General features: G+C 71.2%; 15 protein-coding genes. 8 read left to right on the top strand and 7 right to left on the bottom strand.

What is annotated here, in order from left to right; translation table 11 throughout:
• Position 1: 1 nt before the first annotated feature.
• From M2283_RS04600 to M2283_RS04575, 6 genes are all read right to left on the bottom strand, one after another.
• Positions 2-433 (bottom strand): roadblock/LC7 domain-containing protein, encoded by a 432-nt coding sequence (locus tag M2283_RS04600; protein WP_280874648.1) that lies wholly within the window; start codon positions 431-433, stop codon positions 2-4.
• A 14-nt stretch (positions 434-447) separates the two neighbouring features.
• Positions 448-2,847, bottom strand: coding sequence for a sensor histidine kinase (locus tag M2283_RS04595; RefSeq protein WP_280874646.1), 2,400 nt, complete (start codon positions 2,845-2,847; stop codon positions 448-450).
• A 130-nt stretch (positions 2,848-2,977) separates the two neighbouring features.
• The gene (locus tag M2283_RS04590) at positions 2,978-3,979 is read right to left on the bottom strand and encodes a substrate-binding domain-containing protein (protein WP_280874645.1); all 1,002 of its coding nucleotides are present in this window, start codon (positions 3,977-3,979) and stop codon (positions 2,978-2,980) included.
• A 249-nt stretch (positions 3,980-4,228) separates the two neighbouring features.
• Positions 4,229-5,047: an SAM-dependent methyltransferase gene (locus M2283_RS04585; RefSeq protein ID WP_280874644.1), complete on the bottom strand. Its 819-nt coding sequence runs from the start codon at positions 5,045-5,047 to the stop codon at positions 4,229-4,231.
• A gap of 206 nt (positions 5,048-5,253) precedes the next feature.
• Positions 5,254-5,667, bottom strand: coding sequence for a DUF6114 domain-containing protein (locus M2283_RS04580; RefSeq protein WP_280874643.1), 414 nt, complete (start codon positions 5,665-5,667; stop codon positions 5,254-5,256).
• Between the two features lie 14 nt (positions 5,668-5,681).
• Entirely contained in the window at positions 5,682-6,335 is a 654-nt protein-coding gene (locus M2283_RS04575) for a DUF6230 family protein (protein WP_432423027.1), read from the bottom strand.
• Positions 6,336-6,993: 658 nt separating this feature from the next.
• Between M2283_RS04575 and M2283_RS04570 the strand changes: the two genes are divergently transcribed.
• A complete protein-coding gene (locus M2283_RS04570) occupies positions 6,994-7,650 on the top strand; it encodes a Tat pathway signal sequence domain protein (RefSeq protein ID WP_280874641.1) in 657 nt (218 codons plus the stop codon).
• 33 nt (positions 7,651-7,683) lie between these two features.
• On the opposite strand, the gene M2283_RS04565 is transcribed toward M2283_RS04570, so the two are convergent.
• On the bottom strand, positions 7,684-8,616 hold the full coding sequence (locus tag M2283_RS04565) for a lytic polysaccharide monooxygenase auxiliary activity family 9 protein (RefSeq protein WP_280874640.1): 933 nt from the start codon (positions 8,614-8,616) through the stop codon (positions 7,684-7,686).
• 388 nt (positions 8,617-9,004) lie between these two features.
• On the opposite strand from M2283_RS04565, the gene M2283_RS04560 reads away from it, so the two are divergent.
• From M2283_RS04560 to M2283_RS04530, 7 genes are all read left to right on the top strand, one after another.
• Positions 9,005-9,652, top strand: a complete 648-nt coding sequence (locus tag M2283_RS04560; RefSeq protein WP_280874639.1) for a ScbR family autoregulator-binding transcription factor — start codon at positions 9,005-9,007, stop codon at positions 9,650-9,652.
• Between the two features lie 22 nt (positions 9,653-9,674).
• Positions 9,675-10,853 carry a damage-control phosphatase ARMT1 family protein gene (locus tag M2283_RS04555; protein ID WP_280874638.1) on the top strand — a complete coding sequence of 393 codons (1,179 nt, stop codon included), beginning with the start codon at positions 9,675-9,677 and terminating at the stop codon, positions 10,851-10,853.
• A gap of 151 nt (positions 10,854-11,004) precedes the next feature.
• Positions 11,005-11,868: an LLM class flavin-dependent oxidoreductase gene (locus tag M2283_RS04550; protein ID WP_280874636.1), complete on the top strand. Its 864-nt coding sequence runs from the start codon at positions 11,005-11,007 to the stop codon at positions 11,866-11,868.
• 167 nt (positions 11,869-12,035) lie between these two features.
• A complete protein-coding gene (cyc2, locus tag M2283_RS04545; protein WP_280874635.1) occupies positions 12,036-14,237 on the top strand; it encodes a germacradienol/geosmin synthase Cyc2 in 2,202 nt (733 codons plus the stop codon).
• Positions 14,238-14,432: 195 nt separating this feature from the next.
• Positions 14,433-15,047, top strand: coding sequence for a PDZ domain-containing protein (locus M2283_RS04540; protein ID WP_280874634.1), 615 nt, complete (start codon positions 14,433-14,435; stop codon positions 15,045-15,047).
• Positions 15,048-15,135: 88 nt separating this feature from the next.
• Complete coding sequence (locus M2283_RS04535; protein WP_280874633.1) at positions 15,136-15,771, top strand: LysE family translocator; 636 nt, start codon at positions 15,136-15,138, stop codon at positions 15,769-15,771.
• Between the two features lie 117 nt (positions 15,772-15,888).
• On the top strand, positions 15,889-17,016 hold the full coding sequence (locus M2283_RS04530; RefSeq protein ID WP_280874632.1) for an aminopeptidase P family protein: 1,128 nt from the start codon (positions 15,889-15,891) through the stop codon (positions 17,014-17,016).
• The last annotated feature ends 23 nt before the right edge of the window (positions 17,017-17,039 follow it).

Raw genomic sequence — 17,039 nt, 5'->3', positions numbered from 1 at the left:
CTCACGCGCCGGAGTCGGCGGTAGGCCCGATGCCCGCCCGCGGTGCCGCGCTCAGGTGCTCGCCGATCTTCTTCACCAGCATGTTCATCTGGTACGCCACCACACCGACGTCCGCGCCCTGGGTGGTGAGCACGACCAGGTGGGCGCCAGGCCCGGCCGTGGTCAGGATCAGATAGCTGTGCGCCATCTCGATCAGCGCCTGCCGCACCGGGCCGCCGCGGAAGTCCATGGAGACGCCCTTGCTCAGGCTCATCAGACCCGACGCGGTCGCCGCCAGCCGTTCGGCGTCGTCCCGCAGGAACCCGGTCGACTTGCTGACCACCAGCCCGTCCTCGGACAGGACGACGGCGTGGTTCACCTCGGCGACCCGGTCCACAAGACCGGTCAGCAGCTGGTCCAGTTGAGTGTGCGTGGCGGGTATCGGGCGTGTCATGGCGGTGTCCTTCGTCAGCTGTCGGCGGCGGGCGGAGTCGAGGTGACAGAGGTGCCGTTGGCGGGAACGTGGGCATCCGGTGCCGGCGGTGGGGACGGTTCCTCCCGGTCGTACCGCTCCTCGGTGTCGTCGTCACGTGCCTGGAGCGTGCCGCGCTGGAAACCGGCGAGCGAGGACGCGGCGCGATCGGCGGTGAACTCGTCGCCGTCGACGTCCTCCTCGGCGGGCGCGGCCTCCTCGCGCAGCTCGGCGGCCAGACTGGTCTGCGGGACCCGGCGGGGGAGCGGCGTCAGCCCCTCGGGGCGGGCGGCGGAGGCCGGCGGCGCGCTGCGCGCCGGAGCGGAACGTGGCTCCCGTACGGCCTCCGAGGGGCTCTCCTCGGCATGGCTGTGGCTCTCCTCCCGGGCGTCCTCCTGCTCGGGTGCCTGCCGCGGGGCGGGCACGCCCGATGGGTCGGACGCCCCGGGCGCAGCCGAACTCTCCGGTGCTTCCTGTACGACGATGTCGTGCGGGAGCAGCACGATCGCCGTCGTGCCGCCGTACGGCGAGGGGCGCAGGGTGACCGCGATGCCGTGCTGGGTGGCAAGGCGGGCGATGACGAACATGCCCAGCCGCAGGTCGTCGGCGAGCGCCACCACGTCGAACTGCGGCGGCTGCGCCAACTGGGCGTTGAGCGAGCCGTACTCCTCCTCCGACATGCCGAGACCGCGGTCCTCGACCTCGATGGCCAGGCCCCTGGCGACCAGGGCGGCCCGCACGCCGACCGGGGCCGGTGCGGGCGAGTACACGGTCGCGTTGTCGATCAGCTCGGCCAGCAGGTGGATCACGTCGGCCACCGCGGGCGGCGCGAGGTACACGTCCTCTTCGGTGTGCACCTCCACCCGCTGGTACTCGGCGACCTCGCCGACGGCGCTGCGCAGGATGTCGATCAGCGCGACCGGCTCCCGCCAGCTGCGCCGGGGCTGCTCACCGCTGATGATGACCAGGTTCTCCTCGTACCGGCGCAACTGGCTGGCCGTGGAGTCCAGTTCGTACAGGCCCTTGAGGACGTCCGGGTCGTTGTGCCGGCGCTCCAGCAGGTCCAACTTGGTGAGCTGCAGGTTGACCAGGTTCTGGCTCTGCCGGGCGATGCCCAGGATGACCTTCTGGAAACCGCGCCGGGTGTCGGCGAGTTCGACGGCCGTGTGCACCGCTGTGCGCTGTGCCTTGTTGAACGCCCGTGCCACCTGGCCGAGTTCGTCGTCGCCGTAGTCCAGCGGCGGGGTCGCGAGGTCGGCGTCGACGGTCTCGCCCCGGTCCAACCGGGCGACCACGTCCGGCAGTCGCTCCTCGGCGAGGCTGAGGGTGGCCTCCCGCAGGCCGCGCAGGCGGCGGGAGAGCGAGCGGGTGATCCGCCAGGACATGCCCACGCACAGCAGCAGCGCGACCAGCCCGCCCAGGCTCAGCGAGGCGGCGGTGATCAGCAGGCTGTCCGCCTTGTCGGAGCTGCGGTCCAGCAGGCCGGTCGTCTGGCGCTGGATCAACTTCCCGTACTCGTCGCCGACCTCCACCAGCGCGGCCCGCCACTGCTTCGCCTCGTTCGGCAGCGCGACCTTCCCGTCGGCGCCCGTGGGCCGGGCCGCGAGCACCCGGTCCTCGATGCTCTGCAGGGTCCGCCACGCGGGGCTCTGCAGGATCTTCTCGGTCTCCGTCTTCGCGCTGCCGCGCAGCGAGGGGACGATCTGGTCCGAGACCAGCCACCGGCGGGTGTCGACGACCCGGGTGAACGCGGTCCAGGACTTGGCGTCGAAGTGCCCGGTCGGGAAGGCCAGGGTGAGCTGCGCGTCCTCCTGGGAGACCAGCTCCGCCGCGTGCTCCAGCGCGACCAGCGGGCCGGCCTGCGAGGTGAGGTCGCCGTCGTCGACCTGGGACAGCTCCTGGAAGGCGTGGATCTGGTCGTCGATGATCGAGCTGTACTGGTCGAGGGACTGCGCCGCGGTGATGTCCGTCGGCCGGTCGACCTGACCGCGGTAGTACTCCAGGCTGCCCACCGAGCCGAGGACCGAGTAGAGCCGGTCCGAGATGCGCGCGGGCGCGCTCTGGATCGCGTCGGACTGGCGGACCAGCTTGGCGACCGCCCGGTCGGTCTCCGTGCGCTGCTTTTCGAGCGCCTCCCGGGAGCCCGTCGGCGCACCGGCCAGCCAGACGGCCGACAGACTGCGCTCCCGCTGCAGCGCGAGGGTCGCGTCGGTGCCCATGGCGCCGGTGGAGCGGCTCAGGTCCGTCTGTCCGCGCAGCCGCAACCCCTCGGCGAACATCTGGGTCGTCGTCACGCCCCACACGGCGGCGAGCGTGACGCTCGGCACCAGGGCCAGAAGGATCAGGGAGAGACGTATGGAGCCGAGACGGCGCCGGGCACCTGTCCGTGGAGACATCGTCGTCCTAGGCGATCAGCGGGGCGGGAACGGGAAGGGGACAAGGGGTGTTCAGGATGCTATCCGTACAAGTGACCGCACGTGGCGCAGGTCACCGAATCGGAGCCGACAACCGGAACGGAAGTGTCCGTCAGCGGGTGCCGTCTGCCGCGAACCTCGCCACCGAGGCCACGTTGGTCTTGGTCACGAACGCCGGGCCGGTCAGTACGGGGGACACCCCGCCGCCGCTGACGTTGCCGTTGGACTTGTACAGCCACAGCGCGTCCACCGCCAGATAGCCCTGCAGATACGGTTGTTGATCCACCGCGAACTGTACGTCGCCGCTCTGCACGGCCTTGACCAGGTCGTCGTTGAGATCGAAGGTCGCGACATGGGCCCTGCTGCTCGCCGACTTCACCGACTTGACTGCGGTGAGCGCGAACTGCGCGCCGTTGGCGATGACTTCGTCGATCGTCGGGTCCTGGCGCAGCCTGGCCGTGATCATGGCCTCGGTCGCGTCGAAGTCGGTGCCCTCGACGTAGAGCATGTCGGTCTGGCCGTCGAAGGTCTTCTTCACGCCCGCGCAGCGCGCCTCCAGGGCCACGTTGCCGCGCTCGTGGATGACGCACAGGGCGTGCTTGGCCTTGAGGTCGTCCAGCTTGTCGCCGACGGCCCGGCCGGCCACGCTCTCGTCCTGGCCGAAGTACTCCAGCAGCCCCACGGACTGCCAGGCGTCGATACCGGAGTTGAGGCCGACCACGGGGATGCCCGCAGCCTTCGCCTGGGCCACCGGGCCCGTCATGGCCTGCGGCTTGGCGAGGGTCAGCGCGATGCCGTCGACCTTGTCGCGGACCGCGTCCCGCACCAGTTCGGCCTGGCCCGTCGGGTCGGGGTCGCTGGCGTACGTCAGTTGGACGCCGTCCTTCGCGGCGGCGGCCTCCGCCCCCTTCCGTACGCGGTCCCAGAAGGCGTCGCCCTTGCCGCCGTGCGTGACCAGAGTGATCTTGAGCCCGGTGCCCGCCTTGCCGGCGGAGTCCGTGCCGGAGTCCGACCCGCCGCCGGAGGAGCAGCCGGCCACGAGCAGCCCGACCACGGCCGCAAGGGCGGCGGCGCGGGGGAGTCTGTGGGACGCGGGGGGTGGGGGAGTGTTCATGAGGGTGCGGCACCTCGCTGTGCGCAGAGCTGGAGGAACGGCGAGAAGGAGCCTTCCGGGCGGCGTTCGCTGCGTAGTACGCCGACCGGGTGACTCTCGCTCGCCGGAGCCAATCGTGTGTGACCACCGGTAGTCAAGTGAGCAGCCACTTGGAGTGAGTTGTCGACGCCCCATCGTGATGATGTTCCGGCCAGTGGGACGTGGTGGATTCCGGCTGGCGGGACGTGGTGGTTCCGGCTGGCGGGAGCATCACGGCTTGCGCGCCACGGCCCCGTACATCGCGATGTCCTCGTCGCGGATCTTGCCGGAGTCCGTGCCGTCGGGGTGCCAAGTGTGGACCTGGACGACGCCCGGATCGACGAGTTCGAGCCCCGTGAAGAACTCGTTCGCCTCGGCCAGGGTGCGCAGCCGCATCGGCATGTCGCGGGCCGCGTACTCGCGCGCGACCCGGCCGACCTCGTCGGGCGCGAACTCGGCCGTGCCGATGGACATCGCCAGGTAACTGCCGGACGGGAGCGGCTCCATGAGGCGGCGGACGATGCCGACGGCGTCGTGCTCGTCGAGGAGGAAGTGGACGATGGCGACGACGGTCAGGGCGACCGGCTCGGTGAGGTCGAGGGTGTCGCGGAAGGCGGGCGCGTCCAGGACGGCCGCCGGGTCGCGCATGTCCGCCTCGATGTACGCCGTCCGGCCCTCGGGGGTGCTGCTGAGCAGGTCCCGGGAGAGTTCGAGGACCAGCGGGTCGTTGTCGACGTAGACGACCCGGGAGGACGGGGCCGCCGCCTGGGCGATCTCGTGGATGTTCGGCGAGGTGGGGAGACCGGTGCCGATGTCGAGGAACTGGCGCACGCCCGCCTCTTGGGCAAGCCAACGCACCGCGCGGTTCAGCCAGTCGCGGTTGGCGCGCATGTGGATCGGCAGGGCGGGCCACTCCCGGCACATCGCGTCGGCCGCCTCCCGGTCCGGCGGGTAGTGGTCCTTGCCGCCGAGGATGTAGTCGTAGATCCGCGCGGCGTGCGCGGTCCCGGTGTCGATGCGGCCGGGCGGCGGGGCACTGTCGTCGGGCACGTTGGTCGCTCCTCTCGTCGGGCGGTCGGGTCTCTCGGGTACCTCGTCAACTCCCGGACACCGCAAACCACTTGAGCCTCACCGGACACGGGCCGGTCCTGCTGGACAGGCACACCGAAGGGGCCCTCGGTGGAGAGGGACTGCGCGATCGCGCGACCGGCGGACCCACGGACGTGGACCCGCAGTCGGGGGAGCGGCCGAGGGGGTTACAGCTGGACCGCCTCCGCCGCCCGTGCCTCTTTCCTGCGGCGCCGGCGGCTGACGCGGGGCTCCTGCTCCGGGAGCCAGCCGAAGATCATGCTGCTGCCGATCAACCCGAGGAGCAGCCCGATGAAGAAGCCGCCCAGGTTCGAGGTGACCCAACTGGCCAGGGCGGCCAGGACGCCGACGATCGAGTAGAAGAGGCGCTGGGCGGGACTGAAGAGCGTCAGCAGACCGCACAGCACCATCAGGGCGGGCAGCAGATAGCCGGTCAGGCCCTGCATGCCGATGTGCATGGCGACCTTCAGCGAGACCTTCTCGGTGACCAGGATCTCGGCCCCGCCCAGGGTGAGCAGCAGCCCGCCCCAGAACGGGCGGGCGGCCCGCCAACCGCGGAAGGCGGACCGCACGTCGTGCATCGAACGGCCCTTCATCAGCAACCCGTGTCGCTGAAGCTGAGCTTCAGGCCCGGCAGCTTGAACACCCCGGCCGTGGTCGCGTAGTTGGTCTGCCGCAGGTTGGCGATGTGCACGGTGTCGGCCTGCTGGCTGAAGACGCCCTTCTTGCCCTTCACCCCGGCCTTGGTCAGCGTGCTGGCGTCGTTGCCGATCTCGATGTTGTTGAAGGCGGCGTCGCCCGACAGCTCGGTCGAGTCGGTGGTGAGGTCGCTCGCGGTGACCTTCGTCGCGCCCGAACCCGCCTTGATGAGCAGGTTGATGCCGCCGAGGTCGACGCTCTGGCAGAGGCTGTCGAGCGTCGCGTTCTTGATCGCGGACGTGATGATCAGCACCTGACCGCCGGTGTCGCCCGCGTTGGGGCTGTTCTCGATCATGTTGTCGAGGTCGCCGAACTGCTCGAAGCCGGTGCCGTCCAGCGACTTGGCGGTGACCGTGAAGGGCATGCCGGAGATCGAGAACTGCACGCCCAGGGCGCCTTCGGCGGTGAGGATCGCGAGGCCGGCGGTGACCGCGACGGCGGGAACCGCCATCACGGCGGCGCGGCGCATCCGGACCCGGCCGCGTCTGGCGGGTTCGGTCGAGGAACCGCTTTCGGGGTTCTCGGGGGTGTTGTCGGCGGACGAGGCCATTTCTGCTCCCATGTGCATAGTTAGTGCGGGTTGGGCATCACGGCACGTTGTCCTGGCGCGGACAGCGGCTGCGGCGCACGCTCCTCACTGCTCCCGGTGGGCGCAAGGGCTTACTCGTACTCCGCAGTAGCCGCCGAGGAAGTTACCGGGGGTTACATTTGGTGGTCAAGGGAGTTGTGCAAAAAGAGTGTTGGTTATGTGTCATCTGTGCGTCACGGGCACGATGCGTCCCCCGCCGGGTTTTTGAACGAACGTCAACTCCCTTGCGAGCTATTGACGTTGACTGACTCTCAGGTCTAGAACTGCCCCTGGCTTCCCTTGGATCCGTGGCGCCGGATCCCGCCACGCGGCACTGCCCGCGTCTCCCGGAACCCTCCTGTCCAGCACGGGCACTTCCCCCTGGGTCCGTGTCGGACGCCCTCCCCGCCCGGCCCCGCCGACGGCCCTCCCCACGGATCTTCGGCGGGACACCGGCCGGTCGTCGTCGCCGGTCCGTTGCGTACGGAGAAGGCGTAACGGGCCGGCGACGACGGGCGCCCCTTGGTGTCCCCCATCCACGGCGGACACCCGTCGGCGCCCTCCATCCCCCCAATCCCCGAGGGAGTTCCCTCGGTCCCCCCAACCCTCAAGCCCCACTCCTGGAAAGAGGCACGCCCGCATGCGCACTCGCACCCTCATCACCCTCGTCGGAGCCGTCGCCGCCCTCTCGATCCCGGCGGCCGTCGTGCCCGCCTCGGCGGCCGACACCGCCGTGCTGACCACCGGCTCCCTCGGCGGTACCGCCGTCGCCGTCGGCGATGTGCTGACCGCACCGCTCGCCGGCGGCACCACCGCCACGCTCTACTCCAGCGCGACCGGCACCAGCGGCATCAAGTGCACGGCGTCGCAGCTCACCGCCACCGTCACCGACAACCCGGCGGCGCCCGGCACGGCCACCGAGACGGCCACCGCCCAGACCTTCGACTCCAGCAGCTGCACCAGCAACGTCCTCGGCGTGCTCGGCGTCAGCAGCATCACGGTCGACAACCTGCCGTACAACACCACCGTGGCCTCGGACGGCACCCTCACCGTCACCCCGGCCGGCGGCTCCACCATCCAGACCACGGTCAAGCTGACCACCCTGCTGGGCAGCATCACCTGCGTCTACCAGGCCCCGAGCCTGAGCGGCACCACGAGCAACACCGACACCAGCATCGCCTTCGCCAACCAGGCGTTCACCAAGACGTCGGGCTCGTCGCTCTGCTTCAGCGCCGGCTACTTCACCGCCAAGTACTCCCCGGTCACCGACAACGGCGCGCCGGTCTACGTCAACTGACGATCTGTCAACAGTGCTGCGCCGGCGCCGACTTCAGCGTCGGCGCAGCCGCAGCGCCAGGGCGACGCCGCCGGTGAGCACGAGCACCGCGGCGGCGCCGCCCGCCATCATGGGCGCGGACGGGCTCGAGTCGGCGGTGGGCGTGGAGGCGACCGGAGTGCTGTCGGGCGTCGACGCGGCCGGCGAATCCGCGGTCGCCGGCGTGGGACTCGCCTTCGCGGGGCTCTGCTTGGCCGTCGGCGAAGGGGACTTGCTCGCGGGCTTCCTCATGCTCTGCCCGCTTCCCCCGCTCGACGAGGAGGCCGTCGTCCCCGTACCGCCGGACTTCGCCGTCGGGAACACCACGTCGGAGCAGGAGTAGTAGGTGTCCGACGTGCTGGTGTTCTGCCAGATCGTGTACAGGACGTGGTGTCCCGTGCGGTCCGCCGGGGGCTTCGCGGTGATGCGGTAGGCGCCGTTCGTCAGGGCCGGGTCGGTGACCGCGGCGAAGGGCTGGTCCGGGATCTCGGACCAGGTGAGCGGCTTGGCCGGGTCGTAACCGGGCTTGGTGAGATAGAGCTTGAAGGTGCCGGTGTGCGGGATGGTCGAGGCGTACTTCATCGTCATCGTCGCGCCGGGCTTGAGCTGGGTCGACGGCCAGTCGGAGCGGGTCAGGTCCAGGCCCTTGTAGGCGGGCAGATTGCCGCTGCACAGCTTGCCGTCCGGAATCGTCTGCCGGTCCCGGCCGTTGACGTCCGCCACCCGAAGGTTGTCCCACAGCGTGAAGGGCGCGCCGTTCGCGGCGATCGCCGCCCGGCAGGCCGAGGTGCCCGCCGAACCTCCGTCCGGGGAGCAGGCGTACACCCGGCTGACCGGATCCGTCGGGGCGCCGTGCGCCTGCGCTGGACCGGCCGCCCACAGGGGCAGCAGGAACGGGGTCACGAGGACTGCCGCCAGGGCGGTGCGGTGTGCGGTCATCCGGGACATCCGGAACGTCTCCTCGGCCGGCGCGGGAACGGGGTACTCCCGAGGAGTACGGGAAAAGGGGGCGGCGCGTTCATCGTGTGACACCGGGCGTGAAGACGGGTAATACCGGTCAACGGGGCGAGGGTTACGGGCCAGTCCACGCCGCATTGAAAACCAACCGGTCGCCTCGTACTCTTGGCGGTCAACGGCACGGGAACCTGTCCGTCCGGTTTGTCGGCGCGAGTACCACGGTGACACGTGTCGTCGAAACCCGTCGGATGAGCCTCCCGGTCGGGCCGGCGATCTCAAGGTGCGCAGGTCGGAGCCGTCGTACGGTGAGCTATCGTCTACGGGGAGTGAAGAACAAACGGCATGACCCGTTCTTTCCAGTCCCAGGAGTGTTCAGTCGATGCCGAGGCAGTTACGCGCCGAGCAGACCCGCGCGACGATCATCGCAGCCGCCGCCGACCTGTTCGACCGGCACGGCTATGAATCGACCAGCCTCAGCGACATCGTCGAACACGCCCAAGTCACCAAAGGCGCCCTGTACTTCCACTTCGCCGCGAAGGAAGATCTCGCGCACGCCATCATGGAGCTCCAGTCCAGGGTCTCGCGCGAGGTGGCGAGCGAGCTGGAGGGCCGGGGCTACTCCTCCCTCGAATCCCTGATCCGCTTCACGTTCGGCGTCGCGCGCCTGTCCGTGGAGGACCCCGTCCCGCGCGCCGGACTCCGGCTCGCCACCGGGGTCGTCGCGATGCCGCCGCCCCTCACGCACCCGTTCACCGAGTGGCGGGACCTGGCCGCCCGCAAGCTGCACGGCGCGGTCAAGGAGTCCGACGTCCACCCGGACATCGACGTCGAGGCCGTCGCCCACGCCCTCGTCAGCTGGTTCGTCGGCACCCGCGTGGTCGGCCGCTCCCTCGAACCCGTCGCCCGCCAGCCCCGCCGGGTCGCCGAGATGTGGCACGTCATGATCCGCGGCCTGGTCCCGGTCACCCGCCGCGCCCGCTATCTGAGCCTCGCCTCGCGCCTGGAGCGGGAGATCCGCCCCGCCTGACCCGCGCGATACGGTGAGGCGCATGCCCGCCACCCCGTCCGCGCCCGTGCTTCTGGCCGACGAACCCGGATCGTTCCCGCACAGCGTGCTCGCCGAGCGCCACCCCGCGATCATCCGGCAGGTACGGGAGGCCTTCCCGTACGGCCCCGCACAGCACCGAGCGCTCGACGCGCTCCTCGCGAACTGCACCAAGGGCGTCATCGAACCCCTCCCCACCGACGCGCCCGACCAGGACCGCTGGACGGCCTGGGGCCTGCCCGAGTACACCGGCCGGTCCTGGTTCGACGTACCGTGGCTGTGGTCGGAGAGCTGGTTCTACCGTCAACTCCTCGACGCCGTCGGCTACTTCACCCCCGGACCCTGGCAGGGCATCGACCCCTTCCGCCCCTTCAAACTGGCCGAGCTGGACGGCCCGGAGACGGACGAGGAACTCGCCGCCCTCGACGACCTCGCGAACAAACCGGCCGACGAGCGCGGGCGGGCCCTGCTTCACGGCTCCCTCTGGGGCAACCGCGCCGACCTCGGCTTCCGCCTCTCCGACGCGAGCGCGGCCGACGCGGAGGTCGCCCCCGCACTGGTCGCCGACGACAGCGAGGCCTTCTGGTCGCTGCTCCCGCCCGCCGGCGCGGGCACGCTGCACCTGATCGCCGACAACGCGGGCCGTGAACTCATCCCCGACCTCCTGCTCATCGCCCACCTCCTCGATGAGGGTCACGTCCGGCGAGCCGTCCTGCACCTCAAGCCGTATCCGTACTACGTCTCCGACGCCACGACCGCCGACTTCGTCGACGCCCTGCGGAAGTTGACCGGGGCGAGCGGCGCCGCCGCCGGTTACGGCCGCACCCTGTGGTCCGCGACGGCCGACGGCACTCTCACGGTCCGCGCCCATCCCTTCGCCGCCGCGCCCCTGCCCTTCTCGGAAATGCCCGACGACCTGCGCGCCGAACTCGCCACCGCCGAGCTGACGGTGGTCAAGGGCGACCTCAACTACCGCCGTCTGGTGGGCGATCGCCGCTGGCCGCCGACCACTCCCTTCCAGGACGTCACCGCGTACTTCCCCGGCCCGGCCGCCGCCCTGCGCACCCTCAAGTCCGATGTCATCACCGGCCTCGACGCCGACACGGAGACCGCGCTGGTGGCGGCCGAGGGACAGCGCTGGCGGACCGGCGGCACCCACGCACTGCTCCAGGTACGCGTCTGACAGCACGTCAACTTCGTCTGGGGAACGTGCATACGGCCGGAGATGACGTGGTGCGCGGGCCTATGTCTGACAGTCCGCACAGGCGCAGACGTAGCCTTTAGCGTGGTCGGTCAAGGAACCAGCACCGCCGGACGAGGGAGTACCGAACCGCATGCTGCGTATCGGAGTGGCACCGCACTGTCTGTGGCCCGCGCGGGACGAGGAGGTCGACGGGGTCCTGGCAATCGCCGGCACGGCCGAGGAGTTGGGCTTCGACCACGTCTTCGCGAGCGGCCACGCCCTGGCGGGCGACTCCGGCGTGACCCCGGACCCGCTGGTGACGCTGGCCGCCGTGGCCGGGGCCACCGAGCGCATCGGCCTTGTCACCAGCATCCTCGTCCTGCCGCTCTACAACACGATCGTCCTCGCCCACCAGGCCGCCACCCTCGACCGGCTCTCCGGCGGCCGGTTCACCCTGGGCGTCGGCACCGGCTGGGACGCGTCCGAGTTCGCGGCCGTCAGCGTCCCGTTCGCCGGCCGGGGCCGCCGGATGGACGAACAGCTGGGCACCGTACGGAAGTTGTGGCGTGGTGAGGGCGAGCCGCGGCTCGGGGTGCTGCCGCGCACCGAGGGCGGCCCGCGGGTGTGGGTCGGCGGCGGAAGCGACGCGGCGCTGCGCAGGGCGCTGCGGTACGGCGACGCCTGGCACGGGGCCGGGCTCGACGCCGCCGGACTGACCGCCGTACGGGAGCGGTTGGACGGCCTCGCCGAGGGAACCGGGCGCGACCCGGGGACGCTCGCGCTGACGACGGGCGCCTTCCTGGTGCCGCCGGGCTTCGCGCCGGCCGTTCCGGTACCCGGACGGCCACTCGGTGGCGCGGACGCGAGCATCGAGAGCGTGCGCGACGAACTCGGCGCGCTGGCCGAGGCCGGGCTCGCCGCCTGCTCGCTGTGGCTGCCGGTCGCCACCGAAGAGCTGCCGGAGGCGCTCGGCTGGGTCGCCGACGAGATCCTTCCGCACTTCGCCAAGGACTGACGTCCCTCCGTCATGGACTGACGCCACTGACGAGTCGGACTGCCCCGCGCGGGGGTGAACGTCACAAGAGGCCCTCACAGCTCCCGACTTCGCCCCTGATTCACGCGATGGTGTGATCATGTGTCGCCGCGCGGATGCCCCCGGAGGGTCGCGGGTAGGGCCCGGCCATGACGCAGCAGCCCTTTGAACTCCCGCACTTCTACATGCCGTATCCCGCGCGGCTCAACCCGCATGTCGACGAGGCGCGCGCCCACTCGACCGTGTGGGCGCGCGAGATGGGCATGCTGGAGGGATCCGGGGTCTGGGAGCAGTCCGACCTCGACGCGCACGACTACGGCCTGCTGTGCGCCTACACCCATCCCGAGTGCGACGGCCCCGCCCTCTCCCTGATCACCGACTGGTACGTGTGGGTCTTCTTCTTCGACGACCACTTCCTGGAGATCTTCAAGCGCACCCAGGACCGCGCCGGCGGCAAGGCCTACCTGGACCGGCTCCCGCTGTTCATGCCGATGGATCTCTCGACGCCGATGCCCGAGCCGCAGAACCCGGTCGAGGCCGGCCTCGCCGACCTGTGGATGCGTACGGTGCCGGCGATGTCCGAGGAGTGGCGGCGCCGTTTCTCGATCGCCACCGAGCACCTCCTCAACGAGTCGCTGTGGGAGCTGTCCAACATCAACGAGGGCCGGATCGCCAACCCGGTCGAGTACATCGAGATGCGCCGCAAGGTGGGCGGGGCGCCCTGGTCGGCCGGGCTCGTGGAGTACGCGTGCGCGGAGGTCCCCGCCGCAGTCGCCGGGGCGAGGCCGCTGCGGGTGCTGATGGAGACGTTCTCGGACGCCGTGCACCTGCGTAACGACCTGTTCTCCTACCAGCGCGAGGTCGAGGACGAGGGCGAGTTGAGCAACGGCGTGCTCGTCCTGGAGACCTTCTTCGGCTGCACCACCCAGGAGGCCGCCGAGATCGTCAACGACGTACTGACCTCACGCCTGCACCAGTTCGAGCACACGGCGCTCACCGAGGTGCCCGCGGTGGCCCTGGAGAAAGGTCTCACCCCGGCCGAGGTGGCCGCGGTCGCCAAGTACACGCAGGGACTGCAGGACTGGCAGTCCGGCGGCCACGAATGGCACATGCGCTCCAGCCGCTACATGAACGCACGCGCGCGTGCCACCACCCCCTGGCAGGGCCCGACCGGCCCCGGCACCTCCGCCGCCGACATCGGCGCACTGCTCGCGTCGGCCGGCGCCGAGCGGCTGCGCGCGTACACGCACATGCCGTACCAGAAGGTCGGCCCGTCCCTGCTGCCCGACTTCCACATGCCCTTCGAGGTCGAGCTGAACCCGCACCTGGACGCCGCCCGGCCCCGGCTCACCACCTGGATGCACGCCATGGGCATGCTGGAGGAGGGCGTGTGGGACGAGGACCGGCTCGCGGCGGCCGACCTGCCGCTGTGCGCGGCGGGCCTCGACCCGGACGCCACGGCCGACTCCCTGGACCTCAGCTCGTGCTGGCTCGCCTGGGGGACCTACGGCGACGACTACTACCCGCTCTTCTTCGGCCACCGCCGCGACCTGGCCGCCGCCCGGCTGACCACCCTGCGTCTGTCGGACTGCATGCCCGTCGACGGGGAGGCGGTCCCGGTCCCGGCGAACGCCATGGAGCGCGGGCTGATCGACCTGTGGGCGCGCACCACGGCGGAGATGTCCTCCGAGCAGCGAGGCACCCTCAAGGTCGCGGTGAACAAGATGACCGAGAGCTGGGTGTGGGAGCTGTCCAACCAGATCCAGAACCGCATCCCCGACCCGGTCGACTACCTGGAGATGCGCCGCTCCACCTTCGGCTCCGACCTCACCGCGGGCCTGTGCCGCATGGGCCACGGCCCCGCCGTCCCGCCCGAGGTCTACCTCAGCGGCCCCGTCCGCTCCCTGGAGAACGCGGCCTTCGACTACGCGTGCCTGATCAACGATGTCTTCTCGTACCAGAAGGAGATCGAGTACGAGGGCGAGATCCACAACGCGATCCTCGTCGTGCAGAACTTCTTCGGCATCGACTACCCGACCGCGCTGTCCGTCGTCCACGACCTCATGACCCAGCGCATGGACCAGTTCCAGCACGTCGCAAAGCACGAACTGCCGGTCATGTACGACGACTTCAACCTCTCCGAGGAGGCGCGCGAGGTAATGCAGGGCTATGTCGCGGACCTGCAGAACTGGCTGGCCGGGATCCTCAACTGGCACCAGAAGGTGGACCGATACAAGGCGGAGTACCTGGCCGGCCGCACACACACCTTCCTGCCGGACCAGGCGCCGGCGCCGGTGCGGATGGGGGCCTTGACGGGGATGCCGACGGGGGTGTCGGTGCCTGTCGGCTGAGGTCCGAGGCCTGTTTCACCACGGCTCGCGTCGGCGCCCGGACACCGGGTGCGGGCGCGAGCCGCCGTGCGTCGGGGCGGCGGAAGGGTCCCTCTTCCCGCCTTTGACCGCATGTCAGTCTCACTCTTTCGTGGCACGTCGGGCGCCGGTGCCCCGGGTAGATCCCTCCCGGAGGCCGAACCACGGAGGCGATCCATGGCACAGACCGCGTTGCGTCCCAAGCCCATGCCCGGCCAGGAGCCCGGCGGCGGCGCCCCGACCGACCCCGCCCGGCGCCCGCACGCCGCGCGTCGGCGCGGGCGCCGGCTCAGGGCCCTGCTGTTCGGCCTGTTCGTCGGCACGGTCCTGGTGCTCTCCGGGGTCGGCCTCGGCACCGTCGGCGCCACCGTGATCGGCATGAGCAAACTCGCCGACATGCAGCGCCAAGCGGCCGGGCAGGCGCCGAGGTCCCAGGCCGGCGCGCTCCCCAAGCCCCCGGCATCGACGGCGACACCGGGCTCGTCGGTGACGCCGGACTCGTCGTCGACCCCGTCATCGGCCACCCCGGCCGCCACCCTCGGCGTCGAGGCCGTGGACGCCGAGAAGACCGGCGCCCTAGTCGTCGGCGTCCACGTGCCCGGCCCCGGCTATACGGCGGGCCTGGTGCGCGGCGACGTACTCCTCAACCTCGACAAGACCCGCATCGACTCGGCCGCCGATCTCGCCCGAGCCGTCGCCCACGCCCGCCCCGGCCAGGAGGTCACTCTGACGGTTCGTCACCAGAGCGGCGGCTACCAGCAGTTGACCGCCGTACCCGGCATCGTGACCTGACCGCCCGGCGGCGGAGGGTGAGCCGCCGCGTCCGGGCGACCGGGAAATCCGGTGGCCCGGCTCCCCGGCACGGGCCACGATGAGCGCCATGCTGAGCACCCTCCTCGCCTTCCTCGGCGCCTGCACGCTCATCGCGGCCTCGCCGGGCCCCAGCACCGTGCTGATCATCAAGCAGTCCCTGCGCAGCCGACGCTCCGGCTTCCTCACCGTGCTCGGGAACGAGACCGGTGTCTTCGTCTGGGGCGTCGTCGCCGCGTTCGGCCTGAGCGCCCTGCTCGCGGCCTCCCAGATGGCCTACGACGTGATGCGGATCGTCGGCGCGGTCGTCCTGGTCGGCTTCGGCGTGCAGGCGCTGCGCCAGGCGAGCCGTACGAAGGGGGCGGCGGAGGGGGTGGCGGACGGTGAGTCCGGGGACGCGCCGGGGGAGAGTGGCTGGGCGGCCTATCGGCGCGGGCTGCTGCTCAACCTCGCCAACCCCAAGGCGGCCGTCTTCGCCCTCTCCTTCCTGCCGCAGTTCGTGCCCCAGGGCGCCCCGCACCTGCTCACCACGGTGGGCCTGGCCGCGCTCTGGGCGGTCTACGAGGTCGGCTACTACGGCCTGTACGTGTGGTTCGTGGGCCGACTGCGGACCGTCCTGTCGCGCGCGGGAGTGCGTCGGCGCCTGGAGCAGGTCTCCGGCGGTGTGCTGCTGCTCCTCGGCGTCCGCCTCGCCCTGGAGGGCTGACGGCATGCCCGTCGGGCGCCCGCGAGACCCGCGAACCGGCTCGCGCGACCCCCTGGGTCCGGGCAGGATGCTCCCCGTAGGCCCCAGTGGTTCCCTCACCCGTCCCGGGAGGCCCGGATGACCGGCAGCACGCCCGCGCCCTTCACCGCCGACGACTACCGGGCCCGCATGGAGCGCGCCGCCCGGTCCGCCGCCGAGGCCGGCCTCGCCGGGCTCCTGGTGGCCCCGGGGCCCGACCTCGTGTGGCTCACCGGCTACGCGCCCACGGCGATCACGGAACGCCTCACCCTGCTGGTCCTCGCCCCGGGCCGGGCCCCCGTCCTCGTCGTCCCCACCCTGGAGGCCCCGGACGCCGCGAAGGCCGCGGGCGCGCCCGCGCTGAACCTGCGCGACTGGACCGACGGCAAGGACCCCTACGCCGCCACCGCCGCGCTGCTCGACAGCACCGGCCGCTTCGGCGTCAGCGACAACGCCTGGGCGATGCACCTGCTCGGCCTCCAGCGGACCCTGCCCGGCACCACGTACGCGGCCCTCACCGAGGCCCTGCCGATGCTGCGGGCCGTCAAGGACGCGGCGGAACTGGAACTGATGGCAGCCGCGGGCGCGGCTGCGGACGCAACGTTCGAGGAGATCCGGAAGGTTCCCTTCGGCGGCCGGAAGGAGTCCGAGGTCGGCGCGGACCTCGCCGGCCTGCTGCGCCGATTCGGCCATTCCCAGGTCGACTTCACCATCGTCGCCTCGGGTCCCAACGGCGCCGACCCGCACCACGAGGTCGGCGAGCGGGTCATCGAGCAGGGCGACATGGTCGTCCTCGACTTCGGCGGCCTCAAGGACGGCTACGGCTCCGACACTTCCCGCACGGTCCACGTCGGCGAGCCCACCGACGAGGAGCGCCGGGTGCACGACCTGGTGCGCGCGGCCCAGGAGGCGGGCTTCCGGGCGGTGCGGCCCGGCGTCGCCTGTCAGGAGGTCGACCGGGCCGCCCGCGCGGTCATCGTGGACGCCGGGTACGGGGAGTACTTCATCCACCGCACCGGGCACGGCATCGGCGTCACCACGCACGAGCCGCCGTACATGATCGAGGGCGAACAGCAGTCCCTCGTACCCGGGATGTGCTTCTCCGTGGAGCCCGGCGTCTATCTGCCGGGCCGGTTCGGCGTGCGCATCGAGGACATCGTCACGGTCACCGAGGACGGCGGCCGGCGCCTCAACAACACCGATCGCGAACTGGTCGTGGTGGACTGACCGGCCGCGTGGACAACCCCAGC

Source organism: Streptomyces pseudovenezuelae (genome assembly GCF_029892565.1).
GTDB classification, from domain to species: domain Bacteria; phylum Actinomycetota; class Actinomycetes; order Streptomycetales; family Streptomycetaceae; genus Streptomyces; species Streptomyces pseudovenezuelae_A.
The sequence above is the reverse complement of the archived record's forward strand: the minus strand, read 5'-3'. Positions and strand labels throughout refer to the sequence as shown.

Bases quoted from the DNA above. Each gene is read 5' to 3' on its own strand.
- M2283_RS04600 (WP_280874648.1), bottom strand. From the start codon at position 433: ATGACACGCCCGATACCCGCCACGCACACTCAACTGGACCAGCTGCTG.
- M2283_RS04595 (WP_280874646.1), bottom strand. From the start codon at position 2,847: ATGTCTCCACGGACAGGTGCCCGGCGCCGTCTCGGCTCCATACGTCTC.
- M2283_RS04590 (WP_280874645.1), bottom strand. From the start codon at position 3,979: ATGAACACTCCCCCACCCCCCGCGTCCCACAGACTCCCCCGCGCCGCC.
- M2283_RS04580 (WP_280874643.1), bottom strand. From the start codon at position 5,667: ATGCACGACGTGCGGTCCGCCTTCCGCGGTTGGCGGGCCGCCCGCCCG.
- M2283_RS04575 (WP_432423027.1), bottom strand. From the start codon at position 6,335: ATGGCCTCGTCCGCCGACAACACCCCCGAGAACCCCGAAAGCGGTTCC.
- M2283_RS04570 (WP_280874641.1), top strand. From the start codon at position 6,994: ATGCGCACTCGCACCCTCATCACCCTCGTCGGAGCCGTCGCCGCCCTC.
- M2283_RS04565 (WP_280874640.1), bottom strand. From the start codon at position 8,616: ATGTCCCGGATGACCGCACACCGCACCGCCCTGGCGGCAGTCCTCGTG.
- M2283_RS04560 (WP_280874639.1), top strand. From the start codon at position 9,005: ATGCCGAGGCAGTTACGCGCCGAGCAGACCCGCGCGACGATCATCGCA.
- M2283_RS04555 (WP_280874638.1), top strand. From the start codon at position 9,675: ATGCCCGCCACCCCGTCCGCGCCCGTGCTTCTGGCCGACGAACCCGGA.
- M2283_RS04550 (WP_280874636.1), top strand. From the start codon at position 11,005: ATGCTGCGTATCGGAGTGGCACCGCACTGTCTGTGGCCCGCGCGGGAC.
- cyc2 (WP_280874635.1), top strand. From the start codon at position 12,036: ATGACGCAGCAGCCCTTTGAACTCCCGCACTTCTACATGCCGTATCCC.
- M2283_RS04540 (WP_280874634.1), top strand. From the start codon at position 14,433: ATGGCACAGACCGCGTTGCGTCCCAAGCCCATGCCCGGCCAGGAGCCC.
- M2283_RS04535 (WP_280874633.1), top strand. From the start codon at position 15,136: ATGCTGAGCACCCTCCTCGCCTTCCTCGGCGCCTGCACGCTCATCGCG.
- M2283_RS04530 (WP_280874632.1), top strand. From the start codon at position 15,889: ATGACCGGCAGCACGCCCGCGCCCTTCACCGCCGACGACTACCGGGCC.